This window comes from Neisseria bacilliformis, from assembly GCF_014055025.1.
GTDB lineage: Bacteria > Pseudomonadota > Gammaproteobacteria > Burkholderiales > Neisseriaceae > Neisseria > Neisseria bacilliformis.
Genome location: NZ_CP059571.1, coordinates 1622322 through 1645961 on the forward strand (window position 1 = coordinate 1622322; position 23640 = coordinate 1645961).

The window sequence follows — 23640 nt, forward strand, 5'->3', positions numbered from 1 at the left end:
CGCCTACAACCCCCGCCCGCTTTCAAAACACATCCGTTTCCCCGTAAACGGATCAACAAAAGCAACCGAGCGCGCCAGCAGTTTCAACGGCTTGGCGTAATCCGGCGCGGCGTCGGGCAGCGGCGCGGGATAGAGCGGGTCGTTCAAAATCGGCAGGCCGAGGGCGGCCATGTGGACGCGCAGCTGGTGCTTTTTGCCGCTCACCGGGCGCAGGCGGTAGCGGGCGAGGCCGCCGCCCAGCGGCTCGGCGGCTTCCACCACCGTGTGCGCGTTCGCCGCCCCGCCGGTTTCGCGCATCAGGAAAAACGGCTCACCCCGTTCGATGCGCGAACGGATGTGCAGCGGAAACGTCATGCCCGCGCGTTCGGCGGCCACCGCCTCGTAGCTTTTTTCCACCCGCCGCGCCTGAAACAGCATCTGATAGGCGCGGCGGCTTTCGCGGCGGCGGCAGAACAGCACCACCCCCGCCGTGTCTTTGTCGATGCGGTGCAGCGGCGCAAGCCCGTCCGGGTCGGCGTCCTGCAACTCCGGATGCAGGCGCAGGCGCGTGAGCAGCGTTTCGCGCAAAAACCGCCCGCCCGGCACCACCGGCAGGAAATGCGGCTTGTCCACCGCAAGCAAGTGCTTGTCCGCATACAGGATTTCCTCACGAAACGGAATTTCCGGCTCATCAAACGCCACCGCCTCGCGGTAGTAAAACAGCCGCCCGCCCGGCACAAACGGCGCGTCCGGCGCAAGCGGCCGCCCCGAAGCATCGAAAATCCCACCGGCCGCCAGCCGCGAGAGCCACGTTTCGCGCGGTACATAAGGGAAACGGCGGCACAGATAATCGGCCAGCGGCGTGCCCGCCAGCGACAAATCGCAGGGCAGGTTCAGATAACTGGGGCGGACGCCGCCCAGCGGCGGCAGCGGGCAGGAAAACGTGTTCATAAACCCGATTGTAACGGCTTTCAGACGGCCTGCACGCGGCGCGTTGTTCCAAAACCGAAATCCCTGCGGGCAACCTGCGCCTGCGCGGACGGACAAACCGTTTAAGGCCGTCTGAAAAATCAGATTTGAAGATTTTGGCTGCGCCGAAGCCGCGTTTTCGGAAACGTCATCCCGCGAAGGCGAAGACGGCCTTTCATCTGTCCGCATAGGAAAGCGCAGACACCCTGCAAAACAAAAACCGCGTGCGCGGCTGCGGCGCACATCCTGCGCAACGCCGGAGGCCGTCTGAAAAACAAAATCCGCTTTTCAGACGGCCTCTGCAAAATACCCGCGCCGACTGCTGCTACAATCCGCCCCCCGTTCCCCCGTTTTCCGCATATGAAAAAACACATTTTCGTCCTCTACACCGGCGGCACCATCGGCATGGTGCCCGGCGCGCACGGGCTGCGACCCGATGCCGCGTTTGCCGCCGACGCCCTCGCCCCGCTTTCAGACGGCCTCTCGTTCGACGTGCACACCTGCGCCCCGCTGATCGACTCCTCCGCCGTTTCCCTGCAAAACTGGCGCGACTGGCTCGACATACTGGCGCAGAAAATCCCGCGATACGACGGCGTGCTGCTGCTGCACGGCACCGACACGCTGGCCTACACCGCCGCCCTCCTCGCCCTCGCCCTGCGCGGCCTCGACAAACCCCTCGTCCTCACCGGCGCGCAACGCCCGTTCGCCGCAGCGGGCAGTGACGCCCCGCGCAACCTCGCCACCGCCGCCGCCGCCCTGGCCGCCGGCCGCCCGCAGGCGGTTATCGCCTTCAACGGCAAACTCTTTCCCGCCGTCGGCAGCAGCAAATGCAGCACCGAAAGCGACGACGGTTTCGCCAACCCGCATTTCGGCACGCTGGACAACCCGCCGCCGCAGAGGCCGTCTGAAAAAACACAAACACGGTTTTCAGACGGCCTGACCGTCCTGCCCCTCGACCCGCAGGCCCAAGTGCCCTGCCTCACCCTGATTCCCGGCTTCGCCGCGCAACAGGCCGCCGACACACTGCGCCAAACCTCCGCCCGCGCCGCCGTGCTGCAAAGCTACGGCCACGGCAACGCGCCCGATGATGCGGCATTCGCCGATGCCGTGCGCGCCTACACCGCACGCGGCGGCCTGCTGCTCAACATCAGCCAGGTGCCGCACGGCCGCGCCGCCGCCCTCTACGCCCAGGGCAACGCCCTGCGGCAGGCGGGCGCGGTTTGCGGCGGCCGCTGCAACCTCGAAACCGCCACCGCCCTGCTGACGCTGGCCGCCTCGGGCGGCTGGGACAGGCGGCGGCTGGAAGCGGAACTGGCCGCCGCGAAACTGGTTTGACGGCGCAACACGAAAACCCGTCCCGCCGTTTTTTGCACACAGATAGGGTGTGTTGCCCCAAAGCCGTGCACGCGGCTTCTGCCGTGCGAAAGGCCGTCTGAAAACCCGCAAACCGCGTGCGTGCGTGCCGCACACATCCTGCCTCACACCGTATTTACGCTCTCGGCGCGCGTGCCTGTTTTTTGTGTCGTTTCACTATATGTATAGAATGAGGCCGTCCCCGCCTGCGCGGGGATGACGTTTCCGAAAACGCAGCTTCGGCGCAGCCAAAACGCAGATTCTGTTTTTCAGACGGCCTCCAAACCGCCGCTCTGCACGCTCCGTCGGCAAACCCGTTACCCAAAGGAAAACCCCATGACGCCCACCATCCTCCTCGTCCTCCTCGGCCTGGCCGCCCTCGCCCTCGGCCTGTTCGGCACGGTGTATCCCGCCCTGCCCGGCCTGATTTTAATGTTTGCCGGCACTTGGCTTTTGGGCTATGCCGACGGCTACCAAACCATAGGCGGCGGCACGATTGCCGCCGTGGGCGTGCTCGCCGCCGCAGGCACGGCGATGGACTATGTGGCCGGAATGCTCGGCGCGAAGTTCACCGGCGCAAGCAGGCAGGCTTTGTGGGGCTCGTTTTTCGGCGGCATCGCCGGCGCGTTTTTCGGCATCCCCGGCCTGCTGCTCGGCCCGCTGCTCGGCGCGGCGGCCGGCGAATTCCTCGCCCTGCGCGACGCCCTGCGCGCGGGCAAGGTCGGCCTGGGCGCGTTTGTCGGCTTCATCGTCGGCACGGCCGCCAAAATCGGCTGCGCCGCCGCCATTTTGCTCACCCTGCTGGGCGTGTGGCTGTACAGCCTGTTTTGAAACGCATAAGGCCGTCTGAAAATGCGCTTTCAGACGGCCTCTTACCCCGTATGTTACAATCCGCCCATTTTTGATTACGCAATTTAACAAAACACAAGGATTCAAAACATGATTTCCACCAACGGCATCACCATGCAGTTTGGCGCCAAGCCGCTGTTTGAAAACGTATCCGTCAAATTCGGCGAAGGCAACCGCTACGGCCTGATCGGCGCCAACGGCTCGGGCAAGTCCACTTTTATGAAAATCCTCGGCGGCGATTTGGAGCAGACCGCAGGCGAAGTCGCCATCGAACACGGCGTGCGCTTGGGCAAGCTGCGCCAAGACCAGTTTGCCTATGAAGACATGCGCGTATTGGATGTCGTATTGATGGGGCACACCGAAATGTGGGCGGCAATGACCGAGCGCGACGCGATTTACGCCAATCCCGAAGCCAGCGAAGACGACTACATGAAAGCCGCCGACTTGGAAGCCAAGTTTGCCGAATACGACGGCTACACCGCCGAAGCCCGTGCTGCCGAGCTTTTGAGCGGCGTCGGCATTGAAGAGAGCCTGCACAACGCCACCATGAGCGAAGTCGCCCCCGGCTTCAAACTGCGCGTATTGCTCGCCCAAGCCCTGTTTTCCAAGCCCGACGTGCTGCTCTTGGACGAGCCGACCAACAACTTGGACATCAACACCATCCGCTGGCTGGAAGGCGTGCTCAACCAATACGACAGCACCATGATCATCATCAGCCACGACCGCCACTTCTTAAACGAAGTCTGCACCCACATGGCGGACTTGGACTACAACACCATCACCATCTACCCCGGCAACTACGACGACTACATGCTCGCCAGCGCGCAATCGCGCGAGCGCGCCCTAAAAGACAACGCCAAAGCCAAAGAAAAACTGCAAGAACTGCAAGAGTTTGTCGCCCGCTTCTCCGCCAACAAATCCAAAGCCCGCCAGGCCACCAGCCGCTTGAAACAGGCGGACAAAATCAAAGCCGAAATGGTGGAAGTCAAACCCTCCACCCGCCAAAACCCCTACATCCGCTTTGAAGCCGACGAAAAAGCCAAGCTGCACCGCCAAGCGGTTGAAGTGGAAAACCTTGCCAAATCGTTTGACAAAAAATTGTTTGAAAAACTGGGCTTTATTTTGGAAGCCGGCCAGCGTCTCGCCATCATCGGCCCCAACGGCGCGGGCAAATCCACCCTGCTCAAACTGTTGGCAGGCGCATACAACGCCGAATATGCCGAAGGTCTGTCGCCCGATGCAGGCAGCATCAAATGGGCGGAAAAAGCCAGCGTCGGCTACTACCCGCAAGACCACGAAGCCGACTTTGACTGCGACATGGATTTGAGCGAATGGATGCGCCAATGGGGACAGGAAGGCGACGACGAACAAGTCATCCGCGGCACGCTCGGACGTTTGCTGTTCGGCAGCAACGACGTGGTCAAACAAGTGAAAGTATTATCCGGCGGCGAAAAAGGCCGCATGCTCTACGGCAAACTGCTGCTGTTGAAACCCAACGTCTTGGTGATGGACGAACCCACCAACCACATGGACATGGAAAGCATCGAATCGCTCAACATGGCGCTGGAAAAATACAACGGCACACTGATTTTCGTCTCCCACGACCGCCAGTTCGTCTCCTCGCTCGCCACCCAAATCATCGAATTGGACGGCAACGGCGGGTATGAGCATTATCTGGGGGATTATGAGAGCTATTTGGAGAAGAAAGGGGTTTGATTGGTAAAGAGGCAGCCTGAAAACGGAGTTTTGATGTTTTCAGGCTGCCTTTTTCAGACGGCAGTAGGTCGGGCATTCATACCCGACATTTTCAAATTTACCGATGCTTGTTCACCAAACACAGCCCGCATAATGTAGGGTGTGCGGCTTGCCGCGTACGCGGTTGAAGCAGCCTGAAAATACGTAAAACAGTTTCAGCTTCGCAACCCCGCTCCGCAGTCCACCTTTTCAGACGGCATCAGTAGGTCGGGCATTCATGCCCGACGTTTTGAAATTCAAAGCCAAGCTACTCCAACTGAAAGCCGCGAGCGCATTTTTCAGACGGCCTTTTTGCTTTGGATTTGCCAAACCCATCAAAAAACCGCGTGCGCCGCAACGAATCCTGTGTTCCCGCCAATCCGAAACCGCGTGCGTGGCTGTGCCGCACATCCTACTTCGACAGCAGAGGCCGTCTGAAAATCGTGTTTGGAGATTTTCAGACGGCCTCTTTGTTCAATTTGCCTTCACTTTATTATTCCGCCGCAAACGCGTTGATTAACGGCTCTATCTGCTGCGACTGCTGCGGGGTCAGCCGTATTTGCACCAGGGCAATGCCGCTCTCATGCTGCGCGTCGGGTGTCAGCCACAGGGTCAGCAAATCGTTGGCCGTATCCAAAAATGCGGCATCGAGGCCGTTGGGAAGATGCAGGATGCGGCAGCCGTCGTCCAAGGCGATTTTCAGTTTTCCCGGGGCGCGTTCGGCAAAGCAGCAGTTTTGCACCAACGGCAGCGCATCTTCGCTCAGCAGCAGTCCCGGCGGGTGGCGGCTGGTTTGTACCGCAGCGCAGGAAAATTCAAAAAATTTCACTGTTTCAACTCTTTATTGTTCCAAGTCGGCAGGTCGGGCATTGATGCCCGACGTTTTGAAATTTAAAGGCCGTCTGAAAACGCAGCTTCGGCGCAGCCAAAACGCCCGAACGCGATTTTCAGACGGCCTCTGTGCTTTGTTTCACGCCCTTTGGTCGAAGCCCCATTTGGGGCGGCACAGCAGCAGGTGCCACAGCACCAGTGCCCAATAGACATAGGCCTTGTCGGCGTATTTGCGCCGTTTTTTCACGGGCAGCAGTGCCATCAGGCTTTGCGCGAGGGCGTTTGCCAGCGTGCGCAGCAGGGTGCCGGCGAACAGGAGGGCGACGGCGGCCGCGCCGTAGTGTTTGGCGAAGTATTTGTAGCGCGAGTCTTGGAACTGCACCCGCGCCGCCACCGGCCGTTTGTTCGCGCTCTCGCCCTGCAAGTGCAGCAGGTGCGCCTGCGGCTGGTAGGCGATGCGCCCGCCCGCTTGGATGATGCGGCGGCAGAAATCGGTTTCCTCGAAGAAGAAGAAAAAGCGTTCGTCGAAAAATCTGCCGTCCGTGCCCAAGCCCAGATGGCGCAGTTTGTCCAAATCCAGTGCCATGCAGGGGCCGACGATGCTGTTGACGAGGCAGGGCGCGTCTTTTTGGTAGTTCAGCAGCCGCCGCGCGATGCTGCGGTTGGTGAGTTCGGTGAGCAGGGTCGGTTCGGGCACGACGGCGGCCTGCAAGCTGCCGTCTTCGCGGCGCAGCTCGGGGCAGGCAAGCGCGGCGTCGAGCTGCCGCAGCGCGTCGGTGAGCAGGGTGGCCACGTCGTTTTGGAACTCGATGTCGGTGTTGAGCACCAGCGCGCAGCGTGTCCGCACGCGTGCGAGTCCGGCGTTGGCGGCGGCGGCAAAGCCGGAGTTATAACCGATTTCGACCAGCTCGGCCTCGGGCAGGCAGGCGCGGATTTGCGCGCAGGAGTCGTCGGCGGAGCCGTTGTCGGCAACGATGACGCGGTAGGACATGCGCAGCCGCTCGAACGTGGCCGCCGCGCGCAGCAGCAGGTCGGCCGAATTCCAGTTAATAAACACCAGCGAGATTTCTTGCGTTGTTTGTGTCATTCGTTAAATCTTTCATGAAAACAAATACTAAGATGCCGCCCCGCCTTTGCGGGGATGACGTTTCTGAAAATGTGGCTGCGGCGCAGCTGAAACCGGAAAACGGCTTTTCAGACGGCCTGTTATTTCCTACCCCTGAATCCACGTGCGTGGCTGCGGCGCACGCCCTGTTGCAGATTGTGTAGGGCGGGTCTTGACCCGCCATTTTATACACGGCGGGATGTTGGGGATTTAAAGGGAAGTCTGTAAACGGTCGAGATCCTGCAAAACGGTGTTATACGTCAAGCTGAAAGCGCGTGCGTGGCTGCGCCGCACGCCCTGCCTTGGCGGCAGGGATTCATGCGTCTTCCACGTGTACGCGTTTGCCGATGTATTTGATTTTGTAAAACTCTTCCGGCAGATGCGGCGCGTCGTCTATGCTCATGGCAAACGACCACAGGTAACTGACCACGGCATAGATGTGCCCGGGGTCGCGGCGGCCGGCGAGGGTGAGCCAGGCGAAGGTGAAGCCGAACAGGGCGCACAGGGCAAGGCCGATGAGCAGGTAGCCGGCGGCTTCGCGGTTGGAAATGCGGATGCGCAGGCGGCTGATCAGGCCGTAGTGGCGGTTCAGATGGCGGCGGCGGGCGCGTTCGATTTGGCCGACGTCGTGTTCCAGGCGGTTGCTGAGGCGGAAATAGAGGCGGTCGTTGGTGGCGGCAAAGCGCGGCACCAGCAGGGCGAAAACGGCCATGACGGCCAGCGCGGCGACACCCGGCCACGGCTCGATAATCAGCAGCATCAGCACCGCACCCGCCATCGACACGGCCGCCGTAATCAGCGTGGGCAGGTGGTTTTCAAAAAAATCGACCAGCTCGCGCGAGAGGGCGACGCGGGCGGACACGGCGGAAGTTTCCTCGCCCTCCGCACGCTGGCTGACGATAACGGGCACGACCATTTCGGCGTAGATGCGGGTGAAGGTGCGGGTGTCGGCTGCCCGCCGCGCCGCGCCCACCAGCCAGATAACCAGCACGACGAAGGCGTAAAGCAGGGCTTGCGGCAGGTTGCCCGCGAGCACGCCGTTGATGGCGAAGCCGCCGAACACGGGATAAACCAGCAGCAGCAGGTTTTCGGCGGCCACCAGCGCGAAGGTGCCCAGCAGGCGGCGTTTGTTGTTGCGGGCGATGGTTTTCAGATTGCGAAGCGCGGACATGTTTTCTTTCTGTAAGCGGACGGGGTTCGTCCGCGCGGAAGCGATGTTTTCAGACGGCCTCTGCCTATCGGCGGGCGGTATCGGCTTTTTTGGGTGTTTGAGGCCGTCTGAAAAACGTATTCCGCGTTTTTCAGACGGCCTTTTTGCTTTGGCAGAGCGTCAGATTTCCGCCCAGCGGCTGCTGTATGCCGAGCAGGCGGTGCGTCAGGCTGCGCATTATGCGGCGGTAGTCGGCAAACGGGAAATCGGGGAGCACAACTGCCGGTTGCCCGTATGCTTGGCAGAGGGCGATGTAGCGGTGGTTTTGCGGGTTTTTGCGGTGTTCGGATTTGAACAGCAGCAGGCGGTCGCCGTCGAAGGCGGACGAGCCGCAGAGCAGGATGTTGTGTCGGGTGAAAACGTATGCTTCGGCTTGGGCGGGGCGGATGTCGCGCGGCGGCGTGGCGCGGGGGTCGGCGTGCAGCGCATCCAGGTTTGCCAGTGCTTCTTGCAGGGCGGCGGCGGTCAGGCCCAGGGTTTCCCAGCCTTCGCCCGGCACGGTATCGCCGACGCGCAAAGACAGGCGGACGAAATTGTGCCCGCCCCTGCCTTCGATGTTGCATGAAAAACCGATGTCCATTGTGTGTCCCCGTCGGCGTGTGTTCAAAAGGCCGTCTGAAAGCGCGGTTTCGGCAAAAACCGCTTTTTCAGACGGCCTTTTTCAGACGGCCTTATCCCAATTTGGCTTTGAGCAATTCCTGCACCTGCTGCGGATTGGCCTTACCACGGCTGGCTTTCATCACTTGGCCGACCAGCGCGTTAAACGCTTTTTCCTTGCCGGATTTGTATTCTTCCACCGATTTGGCGTTGGCGGCCAACACTTCGTCGACGATTTTTTCAATCGCGCCGCTGTCGGTCATTTGTTGCAGGCCGTGTTTTTCGATGATTTGTTCGATTGACGATTCGGGTTCCGCCCACATCGCTTCAAAGGCTTTTTTCGCCAGCTTGCTGCTGAGTGTGCCGTCGGCGATTTTGCCCACCAGCGCGGCGAGGCTCTCGGCGGTGATGGGGCTACCTGAAAGTTCCAAACCTTCTTTGTTTAGCGTTGCCGCTAACTCGCCGTTCATCCAGTTGGCCACCAGTTTGCCCTGACTGCTGGCTTTGGCGGCGGTTTCAAAATAAGCGGCCTGAACGCGGCTGGCGGTGAGCAGGCGGGCATCGTAGTCGGACACGCCGTAGTCGGCCACAAAACGCGCGGCCATTTCGTGCGGCAGCTCGGGCATTTCGTCGCGGGCTTTTTGCAACTGGTCGTCTGAAATAAACACGGGCAGCAGGTCGGGGTCGGGGAAATAGCGGTAGTCGTGCGCGTCTTCTTTCAGGCGCATCACGCGGGTTTCGCCTTTGTCGGGGTCGAACAGCATGGTGGCCTGCTGCACTTTGCCGCCATCTTCGATGATTTCGATCTGGCTTTCCACCTCATAATTAATCGCCTGCTCCAAGAAGCGGAAGGAATTGAGGTTTTTAATCTCGCGGCGCGTGCCGAATTCGGCCTGACCTTTGGGGCGTACGGAAACGTTTGCATCGATACGGAACGAACCTTCGGCCATATTGCCGTCGCAAATATCCAGCCATGTTACCAGGCTGTGCAGGGCTTTGGCGTAGGCCACCGCTTCGGCGGCGGAGCGCATCTCGGGCTCGGACACCACTTCCAACAGCGGCGTGCCCGCGCGGTTCAAATCGATACCCGTTGCGCCGTTCAAACCCTCGTGCACCGATTTGCCCGCGTCTTCTTCCATATGGGCGCGGGTTACATTGATGGTTTTCACTTCGTTGCCGACCACGATTTCTAGCCTGCCGTGTTCCACAATCGGCAAATCCAACTGGCTGATTTGGTAGCCTTTGGGCAGGTCGGGATAGAAATAGTTTTTACGGTCGAACACGTTTTTCTGATTGATTTTCGCGCCCAAAGCCAAACCCAGCTTGATGGCTTTGTCCACCACCGCGCGGTTCATCACGGGCAAAACGCCCGGCAGCGCACATTCCACCACGCTGGCGTGCGCGTTCGGTGCTGCGCCGAAGGCGGTTGATGCGCCGCTGAAAATTTTCGATTGGGTGTTGAGTTGGACGTGGATTTCCAAGCCGATTACGGTTTCCCAGGTCATAGATGGTCTTTCTGAATGGAGTATTGCGGACAAATTGGCAGGCCGTCTGAAAAACAGGGCAGGCGGCAAAGCGGCGTATTTTAACCGTTTTTCACTTTTTCAGACGGCCTTTCGCACCATCAGGCCGTCTGAAAAGCTAGGGCGTGTTGACATTCAACTTTTGAAGCGGATTTTGCGGCAGAAAACGGCAGATGCAAGGCGAAAATGCGAGCCTATGCCGCCCATAGGCGAGTGTTTGCAACGCGGCAGATGCCGTTTTATGATGGAAAAGCCGCCAAAATATTGATTGTCAACACGCCCTACCGCTTCTTCTGAAAGCCCGGAAGCTGCCAGTGCAGATGGTAGGCCGCCAGCCGCAGCAGGCAGCCGCCGGCAAACAGCAGGTTGAGGGTGTAGGCGTTGTTCCAGCCGATTTTGTCGAACAGGTAAAGCAGCGCGGCGATGGCGATGGCCACTGTGCCGTACAGGTCGGTTTTCAAAATCATCGGCATCCGGTTCACCAGAATGTCGCGCGCCATGCCGCCGCCCACGGCGGTTACGAAAGCCAGCACCACCACGCCGAACAGGTTGAGCCGCATCGCCAGCCCGACTTGCGCGCCGGTGATGCTGAACGCCGCCAGCCCCACCGCGTCGGCGGTAATGAAGGCGGCGGTGAGCGCGGCCTTGCGGCGGCGTTCCAGATGCAAAAGCCAGGACACGGCCAGCGTGGCGAACACCACCACCAGCGCATCGGTGTGCTGGAAAACCTGCGGAATGCGGCTGACCAGCGCGTCGCGCATCATACCGCCGCCCACGGCGGTGAGCAGCGCGGCGATGGCCACGCCCATCATGTCCAGCCGTTTTTCATAACCGACAAGGTAGCCGGAAAAGGCGAAAGCGGCGGTACCGATGATGTTGATAAGGTCGGTGGGGGTCATGGCGGCGTGTTTTTTGCGTCGGTAAAAAGCGGCGGATTATATCCAAATGTTGTCCGCCCGTATTGCAGCAAATAACAAAACATAACAAAACAGGCCGCGCATCTGCTAACATCCGCGCCCTCCCCGCAACCGCCACCGTTCTCCCCTGTTTTTTATGGACAAACCCGCCCGCTCCCTCATCCCCCTGCGCCTGGCCGCCGTTACCCTGCTGCCGGCCGCCTCCGCGCTGTGGTTTCACCTGCGCCCCGCCGCCAACCGCACCGGCTTTCTCATCGACGGCATCATCATGGCCTGCCTGTGCACCTTCCTGTTCAAATACATCCTGTTCGCCTGCATCAGCCACCGCCTGCGCGGCGAAAAACGCCTGCAAAAACAAACCGCCCTGCTCTTTCTGCCGCTCGCGCTGTTCGCCCTCTATATCTGCCGCTATTTCGGTGTGTTCTAAACCGCTTGACAAAACGTAAAGGCGGGTTTAAAGTCCGCCTCGTCCTTTTACCTCCGTTTACGGAAAACACCATGCAGATTCACGCCGCCGCTTATTTTTATTGGTATCGCACCACCGTGCGGTATCTTTTTGCGTCTGCGTAATCCCGACACAACAGCAAAAAAGCCGCCTAACAGCCAACAGGCGGCTTTCTTATTTTCCATCCGTACAGGCCGTCTGAAAACCGAAAAAAACATTCAGGAGCCTGAAACATGCAAACAGCCGCACAAACCCGCCCCGCCGCCGCACGCGAAACCCTGCGCCGCCTGTGCCTGCTTGCCGACGGCAACGGCTGCCGCCCCGCCGCACTGCCCGAGAGCCTGCCGCCCGACTGCGGCACGCTTGCCGCCGAAGCCATGCTGCCGCAAATCCGCACCGCCGCCATGATGATCGCCGCCGCCCGCCACGACTTCTCGTGCGCCAGCCCCGCCGCCTTCGCCGAAGAGGCCGACTGGCTCGCCGCCCGCATCCTGCTGCTGCGCGTGCGCACCGTCCGCGCCGGCATCGGCCTGCGGGCCGTGCTGGAAACCGCCAACCGCCGCGCCGCCGCCTTCGCCGCCGAACACCGCCTGCCATTCACCCCCGCCGCCCTCGCCCCCGAAGCCCGCCCCCGCCGCGACGGCCTGCTGGTGCTCGACTGCGCCCTGCCCTGCGACGGCACCGACTGCGGCCTGATCGAAAACGGCCGCCGCCTCGCCGCCCTGCTGCCCCGTTTTTAAACCGCACAGGCCGTCTGAAAACACACAAAACACACACAGGAATCCGCCATGCCGCCACTGCTCGAAAGCAAAATCCGCAACGCCGACTATGTGCGCATGATTGCCGCACACAGCCGGTCGTTCAGCCCCGCCGAAACCGCCCTGCTCGAAGAAATCCTCGCCCGCTTCGATTTCGACGTGGTGCAGGAGCAGGCACTGGCGCAGGCCGTGATGCAGCAGGCGCGCTTCGACCCCAACGCCCTGCACATCGAAGAATACGACGACGAAGACGTAACCGGCATCTGCCCGCACTGCCTCAACCCGCCCGTGCCGCCGCTGCGCGACTATCTGATGTGGCGCGAAAAATAGGCCACCGGATAGATATAGAGGCCGTCTGAAAAGCTGTAAAACAGTTTTTCAGACGGCCTCTTGCCGTTGCATAGGGTGTGTGGCGCAAGCCACGCACGCGGCTTTCATTTTGCCGCAGCCAAGGTAGCTTGGGTCGAGACCCAACATCTGCGCAACCGGCCAATGTTGGGTTTGCAACCCGACCTACCCGCTTTGCAAAACCCCGAATACCCATAAACGGCGTCATTCCCACGCAGGCGGAAATCTTGTCGGAATTCAAACAAACGTTTGATTTATCAATAATTGTCGGATACTAACCAAGATTCCCGCCTGCGTGGGAATGACGGCATTTTGGGTTTTCAGACGGCCTTGCTGCTTTCAGACGGCCTCCGATGCGCGCGCCGTGCGGGATGCCGCTGTGGGCGGCGTTTGATTTTTTTGTCTTTAAACCATGTTTTCGCGCCGTAGCCGCTGTCGCGCAGACACTCGCGGAAGGTATAGCGGCAGGTTGCGCCGTTTGCGCCGCGCCAGCTTGCGATGATTTTGTCGTCGTCGTAGCGGAAGCCGTTTTTTGCGGCGACGGATTGGGAAACCGCGTAAAGGATTCTGCCCGCAAGCCAGACGGCGGCGGCATACCATGCGGAGACGCCGACGGCGAAGGCGGCAATCAGCAGGGCGATGGCGGCGAGTGTGCAGCAGTCGGAGGCGGCACGCAGCAGGGCGGCGGTGCGGGAGCAGCGGGCAAAGCCGAGGCACTCGACTTCGTGCAGCCACATCGGGGCAAACAGAATCACGGTTTTTCTTTCGTCAACACGCCCTAGTATGCGTCAGGCCGTCGTCTGAAAAGGCGTTTATTTGAAGAAGTCGCCGATGCCTGCGGGCAGGCCCTGGGTGAATTTGCCCATGGTGGCGGAGGTGAGCTGCTCGGCGGCTTCGTGGGCGGCGTTGACGGCGGCAAGCACGAGGTCTTCAAGCATTTCTTTGTCTTCGGCGGCTTCGGCGATGAGCTCGGGGCTGATATCGATGCTGCGGATTTGGTGGCCGCAGGTCATCACGACTTTGACCAGGCCGTTGCCCGCTTCGCCGCTCACTTCGGTAACGGCCAGCTCGGCCTGTGCTTTTTTCATATTTTCCTGCATTTTTTGGGCCTGCTGCATCAAGCCGCCCAGTCCTGCTTTTCCAAACATTTCGGATACTCCTGTATGGGGTTGTGGGTTGGTTTAGGGTTGGTTTGTGGGTCGGAAACTTTTCAGACGGCCTTTCTCTGTCTTGCCGGCCGAACAGGCGTTGTCGGCGGGAACGCGTGCGTCGCCGGGCGACACACCCTGCGTAAGGGCGCAAATCTGTTGGTTTTGCCGTTCGCTTAATGTGTTTTCAGACGGCCTCTGGTTTTCTTATCGGACGGACAACCGTTGTTAGCGGAAACCGCGTGCGTCGCCTTGGGGCAACACACCCTGTACAGGGGCGTGAATCTGTTGTTTTACCGATAATTTTAGGGTTCGCCGCTGTATTCGGCGAAGTCTTCGGCGCGTTTGAGGCTGTCTTCGATCCAGCTTTGCGCCTGTACGGCGGCCATGAGTTCTCGGCAGGCGGGGTCGGCTTCGAGGCGGCGGCGGGCTTCCTGCCGTCCTTCGTGCTGGATGCGGCGGCGGCGCATGGCGAGGGTTTCCCAGCCTTGGCCTTCCTGCCACGGTTCGGTTTGCACGGTGAGGGCGTCCAAGCGGTAGGCTTCGGCGAGGGCGCGGCGGATTTTGTCGAAATATTCTTTGGTGGTGGTGGTGCGGCTGTTGCCGTTGAGGGCGAAGCGCAGGCTTTGGGCGGCGGGGTCGTAGCCCGTCCAGGCCATGTTGTCGGCCAGCATCTGCGCCGCGCCGAAGCGTTTGCCGAGGCGTTTGGCGATGGCGTGCCAGTTGTCGGCGGACAGTTCGGGCATGGGGGCAAAATCGGCTTCTTCGGCGTTTTCTTCTTCGTTGTCAAAGATTTCTTCCTGCGCGGCGGCTTGGTCGAACGGGAAAGCGGCGGGCGGTAAGGGATCGAGGCCGTCGGGGACGGGGGCGGCGGGCGGCGGCGGTACGGAAGCCGGGTTTTCAGACGGCCTTTCCGGTCGCGCGGTTTGCATTTGGTTGAGGCCGTCTGAATGCGGGGCTGTTGTCCGGTTTGCGGCAGGTTCGGGGACGGGTTCTGTCCACGGCGGGGTGTCGGTGTTTTGTTCCGCGTGTGTGTCGGCCGGAACTTCTGTTTTTTCAGACGGCCTCTCGGCTGGCGCGGCGTTGCGGCCGTCTGAAAAGCCGTTTGCATCCTGCGGCGGCGCGGAAACGGTGTTTTCAGACGGCCTTTCGCTTTGTGTTTCGCTTAGGCCGTCTGAATGCCGGGCTGAAGCCCGGCCTACGGTGGATGCGGCGGCGGGTTCTGCCCACGGCGGGGTGTCGGTGTCGTGTGCCACGTGTGTGTCGGCGGTGATTACTGCTTTTTCAGACGGCCTTTCCGGTTGCGCGGCATTGAGGCCGTCTGAAAAGCCGTCTGCATTCTGCGGCGGCGCGGCAGGTGCGGCAGCGGGTTTTGCGTTTTCAGACGGCCTTTCGGCTTGCGCGGTTGGCGTTTGGCTGTGGCCGTCTGAAACGGTGTCCGCGTTTTGCGCGGGGGTTTGGGGCAGGCGGGCGGGTGGAGGGGCGGGGTCGTGCAGGGTGCTGCCTTCGATGCGCGCGTCGGTTTGGGCGGGGGCGGCGAGGGGGGCGAAGGCGAGCATGCGCAGGAGGGTCATGACGAAGCCGGCGTATTCGTCGGGGGCGAGGCTCAAATCCTGTTTGCCGTGCAGGGCGCATTGGTAGTAGAGCTGGATTTGTTCCGCGCCGAGGACGGCGGCGAGGGTGTGCAGGGTGTCGCGTTCGGGGTCGTCGGCACTGATGGCGGCGGGCACGGTTTGGGCGAGGGCGAGGCGTTGCAGCAGCAGGGCGAGTTCGCCGAGGGCGTTGTCGAAGCCGACGGCGCGTTCGGCCATTTCCTGCGCTTTTTGCAGCAGTTTCTCGCCGTTTTGTGCGGAAAGGGCGGTGATGAGTTCGTATAAATAGCGTTTGTCCACCGCGCCGATCATGTGGCGCACGTCTGCTTCGGCCACGCTGCCGCCACCCATGGCGATGGCCTGGTCGAGCAGGCTGAGGGCGTCGCGCATGGAGCCGTTGGCGGCGCGGGCGAGCAGTTGCAGGGCGGTTTTCTCGAAGGGGATGCCCTCGGCGGTGAGGACGTGTTCGAGGTGTGCGGCGGCCTGCTGCGCGGTCATGTTGCGCAGGACGAATTGCAGGCAGCGGGAGAGGACGGTAATGGGGACTTTGTGCGGGTCGGTGGTGGCGAGGATGAATTTGACGTGTTCGGGCGGCTCTTCGAGGGTTTTGAGCATGGCGTTGAACGCGCTTTTGGAGAGCATGTGCACCTCGTCGATGATGTACACCTTGTATTTGCCGGCGGTGGGGGCGTATTGGGCGTTTTCGAGCACTTCGCGGATGTTGTCGATGCCGGTGTTGGAGGCGGCGTCGATTTCCAAGAGGTCGACATAGCGGCCAGCGTCGATTTGGGTGCAGGCGGGGCAGCGGCCGCAGGGTTCGCCGTGGGCGGGGTTTTCGCAGTTGAGGCTTTTGGCGAGGATGCGGGCGATGGTGGTTTTGCCCACGCCGCGTGTGCCGGTGAGGAGGTAGGCGTGGTGCAGGCGGCCTTTGTCGAGGGCGTTTTGCAGGGCTTTGACAACGTGTTCCTGGCCGACTAAATCGGCAAAGGTTTTCGGCCGCCATTTGCGGGCAAGGACTTGGTATGCCATGGGAAGTGCTCGTGAGGCCGTCTGAAAACAGGCGGCGGGTGGGATGGAAACGGCGCATTATAAACGAAACGGCAGGGGCTGTTTGAAAGGCAAGAGGCCGTCTGAAAACTGCGTTTTCAGACGGCCTCTTGCTTTATGCTGCGATTTCGGGCTTATGCCTGCGGTGTGCCGCGCTGCAAAAACCATTCGCCGAACGGCCAATCCACGCTGTCGAGCAGGTTTTTGGTGATGAGGCCGAGTTCGGTGTCGCCTTCGATTTGCAGTTTGCGGTTGAAAAACAGGGTGTCGGGGTCTTCTTCGCGCAGCATCATGCGCATGAAGTCGATGCCGTTGGCGGCGAGGCGCAGGTCGGGTGTGCCGTCGAAACCGTCGGCGGTGAATTTTTCGCCGTTTGCGCCGAAGCGTACTTTGATGCCCGCGTCGAGTACGTCGATTTCAAATTTGCGTCCGGCAAACAGGGTCATGTCGGCGGGCAGCAGTCCTTTTTTCAGCATGATGTTGAGCGTGGCGACAAGGGCGGCCTGCGGCGGTTTGGCGGGCAGGATGCGGCCGATTTTTCCTGCCCAGGCGGGCAGAACGATTTCAGGCAGCGGCATGGTTTTCCTCCTTAACGGTTTGTACGGGGGCGATGCCGGCCTGGCCGCGCCAGTAGCCGTCCACCAGCGTGCCGGTGGCGAGGCGGTTCAGTTCGGCGGTGGCATCGTTTATATCGGTTTGGCCGTCGAGCACTTGGCGGTGCAGGCGGATGATGTCGGACATGCCGTGCATCTGCGGCGAGAGGCGCAGCATGCTGATGCCGATTTCGCGTAAGTCGCGGTGGTGCGGCAGCAGGTATTGGCAGCCGTAAGACATGGTTTGGATGCCGTTGATGGTGAGGAAGGGTTTGCCTTCGCGGGTGTTCATGTCCATGCCCTGTTCGTAATCGAGGCAGCGGAATTCGCAGCTGTCTTTGTTGAGGTTGTAATGCCGCGCGGTGAAGCAGCGCGAGGAGTAGGCCAGCGGCATTTTGCCCCAGGCGAAGAGTTCGGTTTCGAGGCCGTCTGAAACGGCGGCTGCGGCGATGGCGGCCGTTTTGCCGCGTTCGAGTTCGCTCTGGGGCAGCCAGCGGAACGCGCCGAGGCTTTTGAACAGGGCGAGCGTGGTTTCGTTGTAGATGTTGAGGCTGGCTCCGGCCACAAAGGGGATGCCGTTTTCGCGCGCGAGCCGCACCGCGCCCATGTCGTTGGCTTCGATTTTGAATTTGTCCTGTCCGGTGATTTTGCGCAGGCGTTTCAAATCGGATTCGCTCTCGAGCAGCACCTGCGACGACAAAATGATTTCTTTGCCGCTTTCGGCAAGGTCTTGGGCCAGGCCGAACCAGTCGGCAAAACGCATTTTCTGGCGGCGCGAGCAGACGACTTCGCCGAGGTAAACGGTGTCCAGCGGCGCATCGAGCAGCGAGGCGTAAAATTCAAGCAGGGCTTCTTTCTGCCAGAAAAACAGGACGGGGCCGAGCGAGAGTTTCATTTTTTCCATGTGTTTTTCTCCTTTGTTTCACTATTTCCACGGGCGGCTGTATGCGCCCAGCGTGGTCTGGTGTCCTTCGGACACTTTGTCCAATGCCTTGCTCCACGCGGGGTTGACACGGAAATGCGACGGGTCGGCCGCCGCCGCGTCCAATGCCTGCCGCAGCGATTTGGTAACTTGCGCGGTGTACATCGGGCTGCGCTGGCGGCCTTCGATTTTCACCGCCGCCACGCCGATTTTGATGATTTCGGGCAGCATCTCCAATATGTTCAGGCTGGTGGGCTCTTCCAGCGCGTAATAGGTTTCGTCGTTCACCTCGAAACGGCCTTTGCACAAAGTGGGGTAGCCCGCAGGCTCGTTCGGTTTGTAGCGGTCGATAAGGATATGGTTCAGGCGCACGTCCATGCGGTCGGGCAGCTGCTCCCAGCGCACGGCCTTGGCGGGCGAACACACGCCCTGCATGTTCGGCGACTCGCCCGTGGCGTAGCTGGACAAAATGCAGCGGCCTTCCACCATCACGCACAAACTGCCGAAGCCGAATACTTCGATTTCCACATCGGTGTGGTCGATCACATGTTTCACCTGGTCGATGGTCAGAACGCGCGGCAGCACGGCGCGGCGCACGTTAAACAAATCCTTCATCAGATTGACCGCCTCATAATTGGTGGCCGACCCCTGCACCGACATATGCAGCCGCAAATCGGGATACCGCTTGGCCGCGTAAGCCATCACCGCCGGATCGGCCACAATCACCGCGTCCGCGCCGAGCTGCGCCGCCGTGTCCACCGCCGCATACCAGCGTTCCACCTGCCCCGCCTGGGCAAAGGTGTTAATCGCCATCAGCACGCTGCGCCCGCGCGCATGGGCGTATTCCACCCCCGCGCGCGCCGAGTTCATATCAAAATTGAGGCCGGGGAAATTGCGCGCGTTGGTCGCGTCTTTCAGCCCCATGTAAACTGTGTCCGCGCCGTTGTCCACCGCCGTTTTCAAAGCCGGAAGATTGCCTGAGGGGCAAACCAGTTCGGGAATTCTGTTTGTCATTTGTGTTCCTTGCACATGCTGTATCGTCGTAAAAAACGCGCGTCCGCCGCCGGCCGCAGAAGCGGTTTTCTTGTTAAAATCGCTTAACAAAGCAGTCATGCAAACGGCTTTTAACGCCAAATGCACAAATCCCACATCCGTGCCGACAAATTTTTTTATCGCGCTTATTTATTTTTGCAATATTTTTACCGCTTGGCAAGCAAAAGGCCGTCTGAAAAGTTTTCAGACGGCCTCCGATACGGAAAATACCAATATAATATAAGGAACAACATGCCCGCAACAGACACCCGCACCCCCGTAGAAGTCGTCGCCGGAATCCTCACCAACACACGCGGCGAATACCTCCTATCCTCCCGCCCCGAAGGCAAACCCTACGCCGGCTACTGGGAATTTGCCGGCGGCAAAACCGAAGCCGGCGAAACTCCCTTTGCCGCCCTGCAACGCGAATTCGCCGAAGAGCTCGGCATCACCATCACCCGCGCCCTGCCCTGGCTGGTGAAAACCCACTCCTACGAGCACGCCCGCGTGCGCCTGCGCTTCTTCCGCATCCCCGCCGACGGCTGGACGGGCAGCATACAGGCCAGAGAAGGCCAAAGCTGGGCATGGCAGCAACCCGGCGCGTTCACCGTCTCCCCCATGCTCCCCGCCAACGGCCCCCTGCTCAAAGCCCTGTCCGTCCCCACCGCCCTCACAGGCCGTCTGAAAAACGGATTCCACGGCGCAAACGGCGCGGGCGCATACCGCGCCGTCCCCCTCTCCCGCGCCACACCCGACGACCAAAACCTGCTGCTTACCCAAGCCGAATACCGCACCCGCCGCCACAACCTGCCCCCCGCCGCCAGCCTGTGGCTGGCCGTGGAAAACGCGCACGAAGCCGAACAGGCGCAGGAAACCGCCGACGTCATCGTCTGGCGCGTTACCGACGGCCAAACCGCGCAAAACGTGTCCGCCGTATTGCAAAACGGCGTATCCGTCCCCCTCGTCGTCTCCGCCACCCCCGCCCTCGCCGCACAATACGCCGCAGCCTGGACAGAAGCCGGCGCACAGGCCGTAGCGGGAGGCGAAAGCGACACAGGCCACTGAACGCTGCCCCGCCCGAGACGCAGGGTGTGCGGCGCAGCCACGCACGCGGTTTCTGCCGCACAAAGGCCGTCTGAAAAACGCAAACCCGCTTTTCAGACGGCCTTTTGATCTTTCTATCCGCCCCCAAAAAACCGCGTGCGTGGCTGCGCCACATACCCTACCTAAAAGGCAGAGGCCGTCTGAAAAACCCCAAACGCAGTTTTCAGACGGCCTTTATTGCCTTTGTCCAAGCGACAATCCCGGGGTCTGTTGACTGTCAACAGACCCTAATTCTTCAAACTCTGCACCGGCGCGGGAATTCGCCCGCCGCGTTTGACGAACGCTTCGCACGAGCCTTCCTTCACCGGCATGATTGGCGCATAGCCCAGCAGGCCGCCGAACTCCACCGAGTCGCCCACGTCTTTGCCGGGCACGGGGATGATGCGCACGGCGGTGGTTTTGCCGTTGATCATGCCGATGGCCGCTTCGTCGGCGATGATGCCGCTGATGGCGGCGGCGGAGGTGCGGCCGGGCACGGCCACCATATCGAGGCCGACGGAGCACACGGCGGTCATCGCTTCCAGTTTGTCGAGCGTAAGCACGCCGGATTCGGCGGCGGCAATCATGCCCTCGTCTTCGGACACGGGGATAAACGCGCCGGAGAGGCCGCCTACCGCGCTGCTGGCCATCATGCCGCCTTTTTTCACCGCGTCGTTAAGGAGCGCGAGCGCGGCGGTGGTGCCGTGGGTGCCGCACACGGACAAGCCCATCGCTTCAAGGATGCGGGCGACCGAATCGCCGACGGCGGGCGTGGGCGCGAGCGACAGATCCAAAATGCCGAACGGGATGCCGAGGCGGCGGGCGGCTTCCTGGCCGATCAGTTCGCCCACGCGGGTGATTTTGAAGGCGGTTTTTTTCACCGTTTCGGCAATGGTGGTCAGATCTGCATCAGGCGGGCAGTTTTCAAGGGCAGCCTGAACCACGCCCGGGCCGGACACGCCCACGTTCAGCATCACATCGCCTTCGCCCGCGCCGTGGAATGCCCCGGCCATAAAGGGGTTGTCGTCCACCGCGTTGCAGAATACGACGATTTTGGCGCAGCCGAAGCCCTCGGGCGTAATCTCGGCGGTGCGTTTGACGGTTTCGCCCATCAGCCGCACCGCGTCCATATTGATGCCGGCGCGGGTGCTGCCGACGGCAACGGAGCTGCACACGATGTCTGTGCTGCGCATGGCTTCGGGTATCGAGCGGATCAGGGTTTCGGCAGACGGCGAAATGCCTTTCTGCACCAGCGCGGAAAAGCCGCCGATAAACGACACGCCGATGGCTTTGGCAGCCTTGTCGAGCGTCTGCGCCACGGAAACATAGTTGTCTGCGCCCGTGGCCGCCGCGATTTGGGCAATCGGCGTTACCGAAATGCGCTGGTTCACAATCGGCACACCGTATTTGGCGGACAAAAATTGGGCGGTGGCAACCAAATCTTTGCCGACGCGGGTGATTTTGTTGAAGATGTTGCGGTTGAGCGTGTCGAGGTCGGGCGAGATGCAATCGTGCAGGTCGATGCCGATGGTGAGCGTGCGCACGTCGAAATTCTGGTCGGCAACCATGCGGACGGTTTCGAGGATTTCGGCGGATTGGAGGTGGTTTGTCATGAATGTTCCATAGGGTTCGGAGTAGGCGGGAGGCCGTCTGGAAACGGGTTTTAACTTCGTTGAAACTGCGTTTTCAGACGGCAAAACCGTAAAGCGGCGGCGGGCGGCCATTGTAGCAGCACTTGCCGTACACCGGCAGATCTCCGCGCACTACGTAAATTTCCGTTCGCTTAGTGTAAAGCCTGCGTTATAATCCGCCCCGTCGGCCAAACAAACAAGAATCAGCAAGAATCCGACCTTGCGCCCGAAACCAAGGAGTAAACCCGTGCAAACAAACACCCGCCTCACTACCCTTGCCGCCTGCATCACCATGCTCGGCGCAGCCCACGCCCCCGCCGCCGACAACACGGCAAACACGGCCGCCACCCCCGCCGAATCCGCCACCCTCGATGCCGTCATCGTCAAAGGCGGCAAAAACAAAGGGGCTGTACTAGACAAGCAGTCATGTCAGACTGCAAAAATGAAGATAACCCGTTGTAAACTAAAAAAGAGTATTCAAAAGAAACTGCTCCAATTTTTTGTACTCGAAGTTACCGCCCGTTCGGCTGCCGATTTATTGGGCATCCACCCCAATTCGGCAGTGTGCCGCGTCGAAACCGTCGGGCAGCATGGCCTGCGGGTCGGGGAAGTTTTGCGGGTTCCAGAGGTAGACGGGGTTGAGGGACATGGGTTTGCCTTTCTTTCGGTGGTTTTAAAAAGGGGCGGCGGATGCCCCTGCGTCTAACTTTCTTCCTTCTGCTTGTTTTCCAGGTGATTCAATGTCCTTGTGTACCGCTCGCGGACATACTCCCGATTGACAATATAGGCATCATCAACGGCAAGCCATGATTCCATCCTTTCCCGCAAATCGGTTTTCCCCGCCAGATAGAGGATGACCAGCCGCGGCATGAAACTGTTGAATGTAAACATCCCCTTGCCCGCATCTTTCTCGGCATGGGTAACGGTATTCAATTCGTAAAAGCGGTCGATGTCGTCGTAGGTATCAATCCATGCCACTTCCCGCAGCTTCTGATCCCAATAAGCCAGCAGCGCCTCTATCTCGGTTTCGGTTTTGTATGTACCCGTCGGCCCCCCGCGATACCATGTTCGGCTCAGATAATATTCCATATCGACCACCCCCCCTAATTAATTGTTTTTTCTCGGTTTGCCCGTAAATCAGGGGAATATTGTCCAGCTCGTGCAGGTAAATCCGCTCCACGGTTTCGTCGGAAAGATACCAGCCCAAGCCCAGACTGCTGTATTCGCCGTCTTTATAAACATCGCGATAGTTGATGTATATCGTCTGCTGGCCGTTTGTCATCGGTTTGGCGTAGATGATGAGGTCCGGCTCCATTTTTTTGCGTCCGTATGCTGCCGGATTGAACAAATGCGGCGCGTATTCGAAGCCGTGGCGCGCCATCAGTTCGTCTACTTTGGGGCGGAAGTATTTGTAGAAGTCTTTGATATTCTTCGGCAGGCCTCTGTTTTCCTGCCGCCATTTTTGTTCTTCGGCTTCGCGCTGCCGCCAGTATGCCGCGATTTCGTCTTGGGTTTCTTGGTCGGGATACTCGCGGCCGTCGGGCAGCAGCAGGTAGCCGTTGGCGTCGTACAGCACGAGGCCCAGGCTTTCGCTACGGCAGGTCAGTATCGGCATCAGCTCAAGATAATGTTCGTGCAGTTCGAGTACGGCGCGGCTTTTCAGTTGTTCGGCCACTTGGGTTCCTATATCGGCGTAAGCGGCTTTGAAGTCGGCCGAGGCTTTGCCGCTGCGGGCGGCTTCGGCGATGTATTCGGCCAGTTTGTCAAACGCGCTTGTGTCCGCGCCTTGCGGCAGGGGTTGGTCAGCCCATTCGGAGACGATGCGGTGCGCCGCGTCGAAGCCGTCGGGCAGCATGGCTTGCGGGTCGGGGAAGTTTTGCGGGTTCCAAAGGTAGACGGGGTTGAGGGACATGGGTGTGCCTTTCTTTCGGTGGTTTTAAAAGTGGTGGTCGGGCGGGACGCCCGACCTGTTAT

23 protein-coding genes and 1 pseudogene are annotated in these 23640 nt (G+C 60.5%); 8 read left to right on the plus strand and 16 right to left on the minus strand.

The features are described from left to right. Window positions 1–3 precede the first annotated feature (3 nt). Window positions 4–930 carry a pseudouridine synthase gene (locus H3L91_RS07905; protein WP_040659001.1) on the minus strand — a complete coding sequence of 309 codons (927 nt, stop codon included), beginning with the start codon at window positions 928–930 and terminating at the stop codon, window positions 4–6. A gap of 378 nt (window positions 931–1308) precedes the next feature. Between H3L91_RS07905 and H3L91_RS07910 the strand changes: the two genes are divergently transcribed. From H3L91_RS07910 to H3L91_RS07920, 3 genes are all read left to right on the plus strand, one after another. Next, window positions 1309–2283: an asparaginase domain-containing protein gene (locus tag H3L91_RS07910; protein WP_007343197.1), complete on the plus strand. Its 975-nt coding sequence runs from the start codon at window positions 1309–1311 to the stop codon at window positions 2281–2283. Window positions 2284–2637: 354 nt separating this feature from the next. Continuing rightward, window positions 2638–3132: a DUF456 domain-containing protein gene (locus H3L91_RS07915; protein WP_040659003.1), complete on the plus strand. Its 495-nt coding sequence runs from the start codon at window positions 2638–2640 to the stop codon at window positions 3130–3132. A 108-nt stretch (window positions 3133–3240) separates the two neighbouring features. Beyond that, on the plus strand, window positions 3241–4866 hold the full coding sequence (locus H3L91_RS07920; RefSeq protein ID WP_007343199.1) for an ABC-F family ATPase: 1626 nt from the start codon (window positions 3241–3243) through the stop codon (window positions 4864–4866). Window positions 4867–5377: 511 nt separating this feature from the next. On the opposite strand, the gene H3L91_RS07925 is transcribed toward H3L91_RS07920, so the two are convergent. The 6 genes from H3L91_RS07925 to H3L91_RS07950 all read right to left on the minus strand — a co-directional run bounded on the left by H3L91_RS07925 (window position 5378) and on the right by H3L91_RS07950 (window position 11049). After that, window positions 5378–5713 (minus strand): hypothetical protein, encoded by a 336-nt coding sequence (locus H3L91_RS07925; RefSeq protein ID WP_007343203.1) that lies wholly within the window; start codon window positions 5711–5713, stop codon window positions 5378–5380. A gap of 141 nt (window positions 5714–5854) precedes the next feature. Continuing rightward, a complete protein-coding gene (locus H3L91_RS07930; RefSeq protein WP_007343204.1) occupies window positions 5855–6802 on the minus strand; it encodes a glycosyltransferase family 2 protein in 948 nt (315 codons plus the stop codon). A gap of 334 nt (window positions 6803–7136) precedes the next feature. Beyond that, a complete protein-coding gene (locus H3L91_RS07935; protein WP_007343206.1) occupies window positions 7137–7991 on the minus strand; it encodes an ABC transporter six-transmembrane domain-containing protein in 855 nt (284 codons plus the stop codon). Window positions 7992–8121: 130 nt separating this feature from the next. Then, window positions 8122–8610, minus strand: a complete 489-nt coding sequence (locus tag H3L91_RS07940; RefSeq protein ID WP_040659005.1) for a hypothetical protein — start codon at window positions 8608–8610, stop codon at window positions 8122–8124. Window positions 8611–8701: 91 nt separating this feature from the next. After that, complete coding sequence (gene gatB, locus H3L91_RS07945; protein WP_007343208.1) at window positions 8702–10132, minus strand: Asp-tRNA(Asn)/Glu-tRNA(Gln) amidotransferase subunit GatB; 1431 nt, start codon at window positions 10130–10132, stop codon at window positions 8702–8704. A gap of 299 nt (window positions 10133–10431) precedes the next feature. After that, window positions 10432–11049, minus strand: coding sequence for a trimeric intracellular cation channel family protein (locus tag H3L91_RS07950; protein ID WP_007343210.1), 618 nt, complete (start codon window positions 11047–11049; stop codon window positions 10432–10434). Window positions 11050–11203: 154 nt separating this feature from the next. Here H3L91_RS07950 and H3L91_RS07955 point away from each other — a divergent pair, with 154 nt between their 5' ends. The 3 genes from H3L91_RS07955 to H3L91_RS07965 all read left to right on the plus strand — a co-directional run bounded on the left by H3L91_RS07955 (window position 11204) and on the right by H3L91_RS07965 (window position 12600). Then, a complete protein-coding gene (locus H3L91_RS07955; RefSeq protein ID WP_007343211.1) occupies window positions 11204–11494 on the plus strand; it encodes a hypothetical protein in 291 nt (96 codons plus the stop codon). Between the two features lie 251 nt (window positions 11495–11745). Continuing rightward, window positions 11746–12252 (plus strand): hypothetical protein, encoded by a 507-nt coding sequence (locus H3L91_RS07960; protein WP_007343213.1) that lies wholly within the window; start codon window positions 11746–11748, stop codon window positions 12250–12252. Between the two features lie 48 nt (window positions 12253–12300). Further along, window positions 12301–12600 (plus strand): hypothetical protein, encoded by a 300-nt coding sequence (locus H3L91_RS07965; protein WP_007343214.1) that lies wholly within the window; start codon window positions 12301–12303, stop codon window positions 12598–12600. 338 nt (window positions 12601–12938) lie between these two features. Here H3L91_RS07965 and H3L91_RS07970 read toward each other — a convergent pair whose 3' ends face one another. The 6 genes from H3L91_RS07970 to ubiU all read right to left on the minus strand — a co-directional run bounded on the left by H3L91_RS07970 (window position 12939) and on the right by ubiU (window position 18934). Beyond that, a complete protein-coding gene (locus H3L91_RS07970) occupies window positions 12939–13373 on the minus strand; it encodes a hypothetical protein (RefSeq protein WP_154647211.1) in 435 nt (144 codons plus the stop codon). A 57-nt stretch (window positions 13374–13430) separates the two neighbouring features. Further along, the gene (locus H3L91_RS07975; RefSeq protein WP_007343216.1) at window positions 13431–13766 is read right to left on the minus strand and encodes a YbaB/EbfC family nucleoid-associated protein; all 336 of its coding nucleotides are present in this window, start codon (window positions 13764–13766) and stop codon (window positions 13431–13433) included. Between the two features lie 305 nt (window positions 13767–14071). Beyond that, a complete protein-coding gene (gene dnaX, locus H3L91_RS07980) occupies window positions 14072–16387 on the minus strand; it encodes a DNA polymerase III subunit gamma/tau (RefSeq protein WP_007343218.1) in 2316 nt (771 codons plus the stop codon). A gap of 152 nt (window positions 16388–16539) precedes the next feature. Then, entirely contained in the window at window positions 16540–16983 is a 444-nt protein-coding gene (gene ubiT / locus H3L91_RS07985) for a ubiquinone anaerobic biosynthesis accessory factor UbiT (RefSeq protein ID WP_007343220.1), read from the minus strand. After that, complete coding sequence (ubiV, locus tag H3L91_RS07990) at window positions 16970–17902, minus strand: ubiquinone anaerobic biosynthesis protein UbiV (RefSeq protein WP_007343221.1); 933 nt, start codon at window positions 17900–17902, stop codon at window positions 16970–16972. Before ubiV ends, ubiT begins: the two co-directional genes overlap by 14 nt. A 21-nt stretch (window positions 17903–17923) precedes the next feature. Beyond that, window positions 17924–18934, minus strand: a complete 1011-nt coding sequence (gene ubiU / locus H3L91_RS07995; RefSeq protein WP_040659006.1) for a ubiquinone anaerobic biosynthesis protein UbiU — start codon at window positions 18932–18934, stop codon at window positions 17924–17926. Window positions 18935–19204: 270 nt separating this feature from the next. Here ubiU and H3L91_RS08000 point away from each other — a divergent pair, with 270 nt between their 5' ends. Continuing rightward, window positions 19205–20017, plus strand: a complete 813-nt coding sequence (locus tag H3L91_RS08000) for an NUDIX domain-containing protein (protein ID WP_040659571.1) — start codon at window positions 19205–19207, stop codon at window positions 20015–20017. 266 nt (window positions 20018–20283) lie between these two features. Here H3L91_RS08000 and H3L91_RS08005 read toward each other — a convergent pair whose 3' ends face one another. Then, complete coding sequence (locus H3L91_RS08005) at window positions 20284–21648, minus strand: PFL family protein (RefSeq protein WP_007343224.1); 1365 nt, start codon at window positions 21646–21648, stop codon at window positions 20284–20286. Window positions 21649–22108: 460 nt separating this feature from the next. Between H3L91_RS08005 and H3L91_RS08010 the strand changes: the two are divergent. Further along, window positions 22109–22228: pseudogene (locus H3L91_RS08010) on the plus strand (IS1595 family transposase); the annotation flags it as partial. 140 nt (window positions 22229–22368) lie between these two features. Here the strand turns inward: H3L91_RS08010 and H3L91_RS08015 are convergent. Both H3L91_RS08015 and H3L91_RS12370 read right to left on the minus strand, forming a co-directional pair. Beyond that, window positions 22369–22644 carry a hypothetical protein gene (locus H3L91_RS08015; protein WP_007343227.1) on the minus strand — a complete coding sequence of 92 codons (276 nt, stop codon included), beginning with the start codon at window positions 22642–22644 and terminating at the stop codon, window positions 22369–22371. Next, window positions 22631–23578, minus strand: coding sequence for a hypothetical protein (locus tag H3L91_RS12370; protein ID WP_007343228.1), 948 nt, complete (start codon window positions 23576–23578; stop codon window positions 22631–22633). The genes H3L91_RS08015 and H3L91_RS12370 overlap by 14 nt, the downstream gene beginning before the upstream one ends. Window positions 23579–23640 lie beyond the last annotated feature (62 nt).

Bases quoted from the DNA above. Each gene is read 5' to 3' on its own strand.
- H3L91_RS07905 (WP_040659001.1), bottom strand. From the start codon at position 930: ATGAACACGTTTTCCTGCCCGCTGCCGCCGCTGGGCGGCGTCCGCCCC.
- H3L91_RS07910 (WP_007343197.1), top strand. From the start codon at position 1,309: ATGAAAAAACACATTTTCGTCCTCTACACCGGCGGCACCATCGGCATG.
- H3L91_RS07915 (WP_040659003.1), top strand. From the start codon at position 2,638: ATGACGCCCACCATCCTCCTCGTCCTCCTCGGCCTGGCCGCCCTCGCC.
- H3L91_RS07920 (WP_007343199.1), top strand. From the start codon at position 3,241: ATGATTTCCACCAACGGCATCACCATGCAGTTTGGCGCCAAGCCGCTG.
- H3L91_RS07930 (WP_007343204.1), bottom strand. From the start codon at position 6,802: ATGACACAAACAACGCAAGAAATCTCGCTGGTGTTTATTAACTGGAAT.
- H3L91_RS07935 (WP_007343206.1), bottom strand. From the start codon at position 7,991: ATGTCCGCGCTTCGCAATCTGAAAACCATCGCCCGCAACAACAAACGC.
- H3L91_RS07940 (WP_040659005.1), bottom strand. From the start codon at position 8,610: ATGGACATCGGTTTTTCATGCAACATCGAAGGCAGGGGCGGGCACAAT.
- gatB (WP_007343208.1), bottom strand. From the start codon at position 10,132: ATGACCTGGGAAACCGTAATCGGCTTGGAAATCCACGTCCAACTCAAC.
- H3L91_RS07950 (WP_007343210.1), bottom strand. From the start codon at position 11,049: ATGACCCCCACCGACCTTATCAACATCATCGGTACCGCCGCTTTCGCC.
- H3L91_RS07955 (WP_007343211.1), top strand. From the start codon at position 11,204: ATGGACAAACCCGCCCGCTCCCTCATCCCCCTGCGCCTGGCCGCCGTT.
- H3L91_RS07960 (WP_007343213.1), top strand. From the start codon at position 11,746: ATGCAAACAGCCGCACAAACCCGCCCCGCCGCCGCACGCGAAACCCTG.
- H3L91_RS07965 (WP_007343214.1), top strand. From the start codon at position 12,301: ATGCCGCCACTGCTCGAAAGCAAAATCCGCAACGCCGACTATGTGCGC.
- H3L91_RS07975 (WP_007343216.1), bottom strand. From the start codon at position 13,766: ATGTTTGGAAAAGCAGGACTGGGCGGCTTGATGCAGCAGGCCCAAAAA.
- dnaX (WP_007343218.1), bottom strand. From the start codon at position 16,387: ATGGCATACCAAGTCCTTGCCCGCAAATGGCGGCCGAAAACCTTTGCC.
- ubiT (WP_007343220.1), bottom strand. From the start codon at position 16,983: ATGCCGCTGCCTGAAATCGTTCTGCCCGCCTGGGCAGGAAAAATCGGC.
- ubiV (WP_007343221.1), bottom strand. From the start codon at position 17,902: ATGGAAAAAATGAAACTCTCGCTCGGCCCCGTCCTGTTTTTCTGGCAG.
- ubiU (WP_040659006.1), bottom strand. From the start codon at position 18,934: ATGACAAACAGAATTCCCGAACTGGTTTGCCCCTCAGGCAATCTTCCG.
- H3L91_RS08000 (WP_040659571.1), top strand. From the start codon at position 19,205: ATGCCCGCAACAGACACCCGCACCCCCGTAGAAGTCGTCGCCGGAATC.
- H3L91_RS08005 (WP_007343224.1), bottom strand. From the start codon at position 21,648: ATGACAAACCACCTCCAATCCGCCGAAATCCTCGAAACCGTCCGCATG.
- H3L91_RS12370 (WP_007343228.1), bottom strand. From the start codon at position 23,578: ATGTCCCTCAACCCCGTCTACCTTTGGAACCCGCAAAACTTCCCCGAC.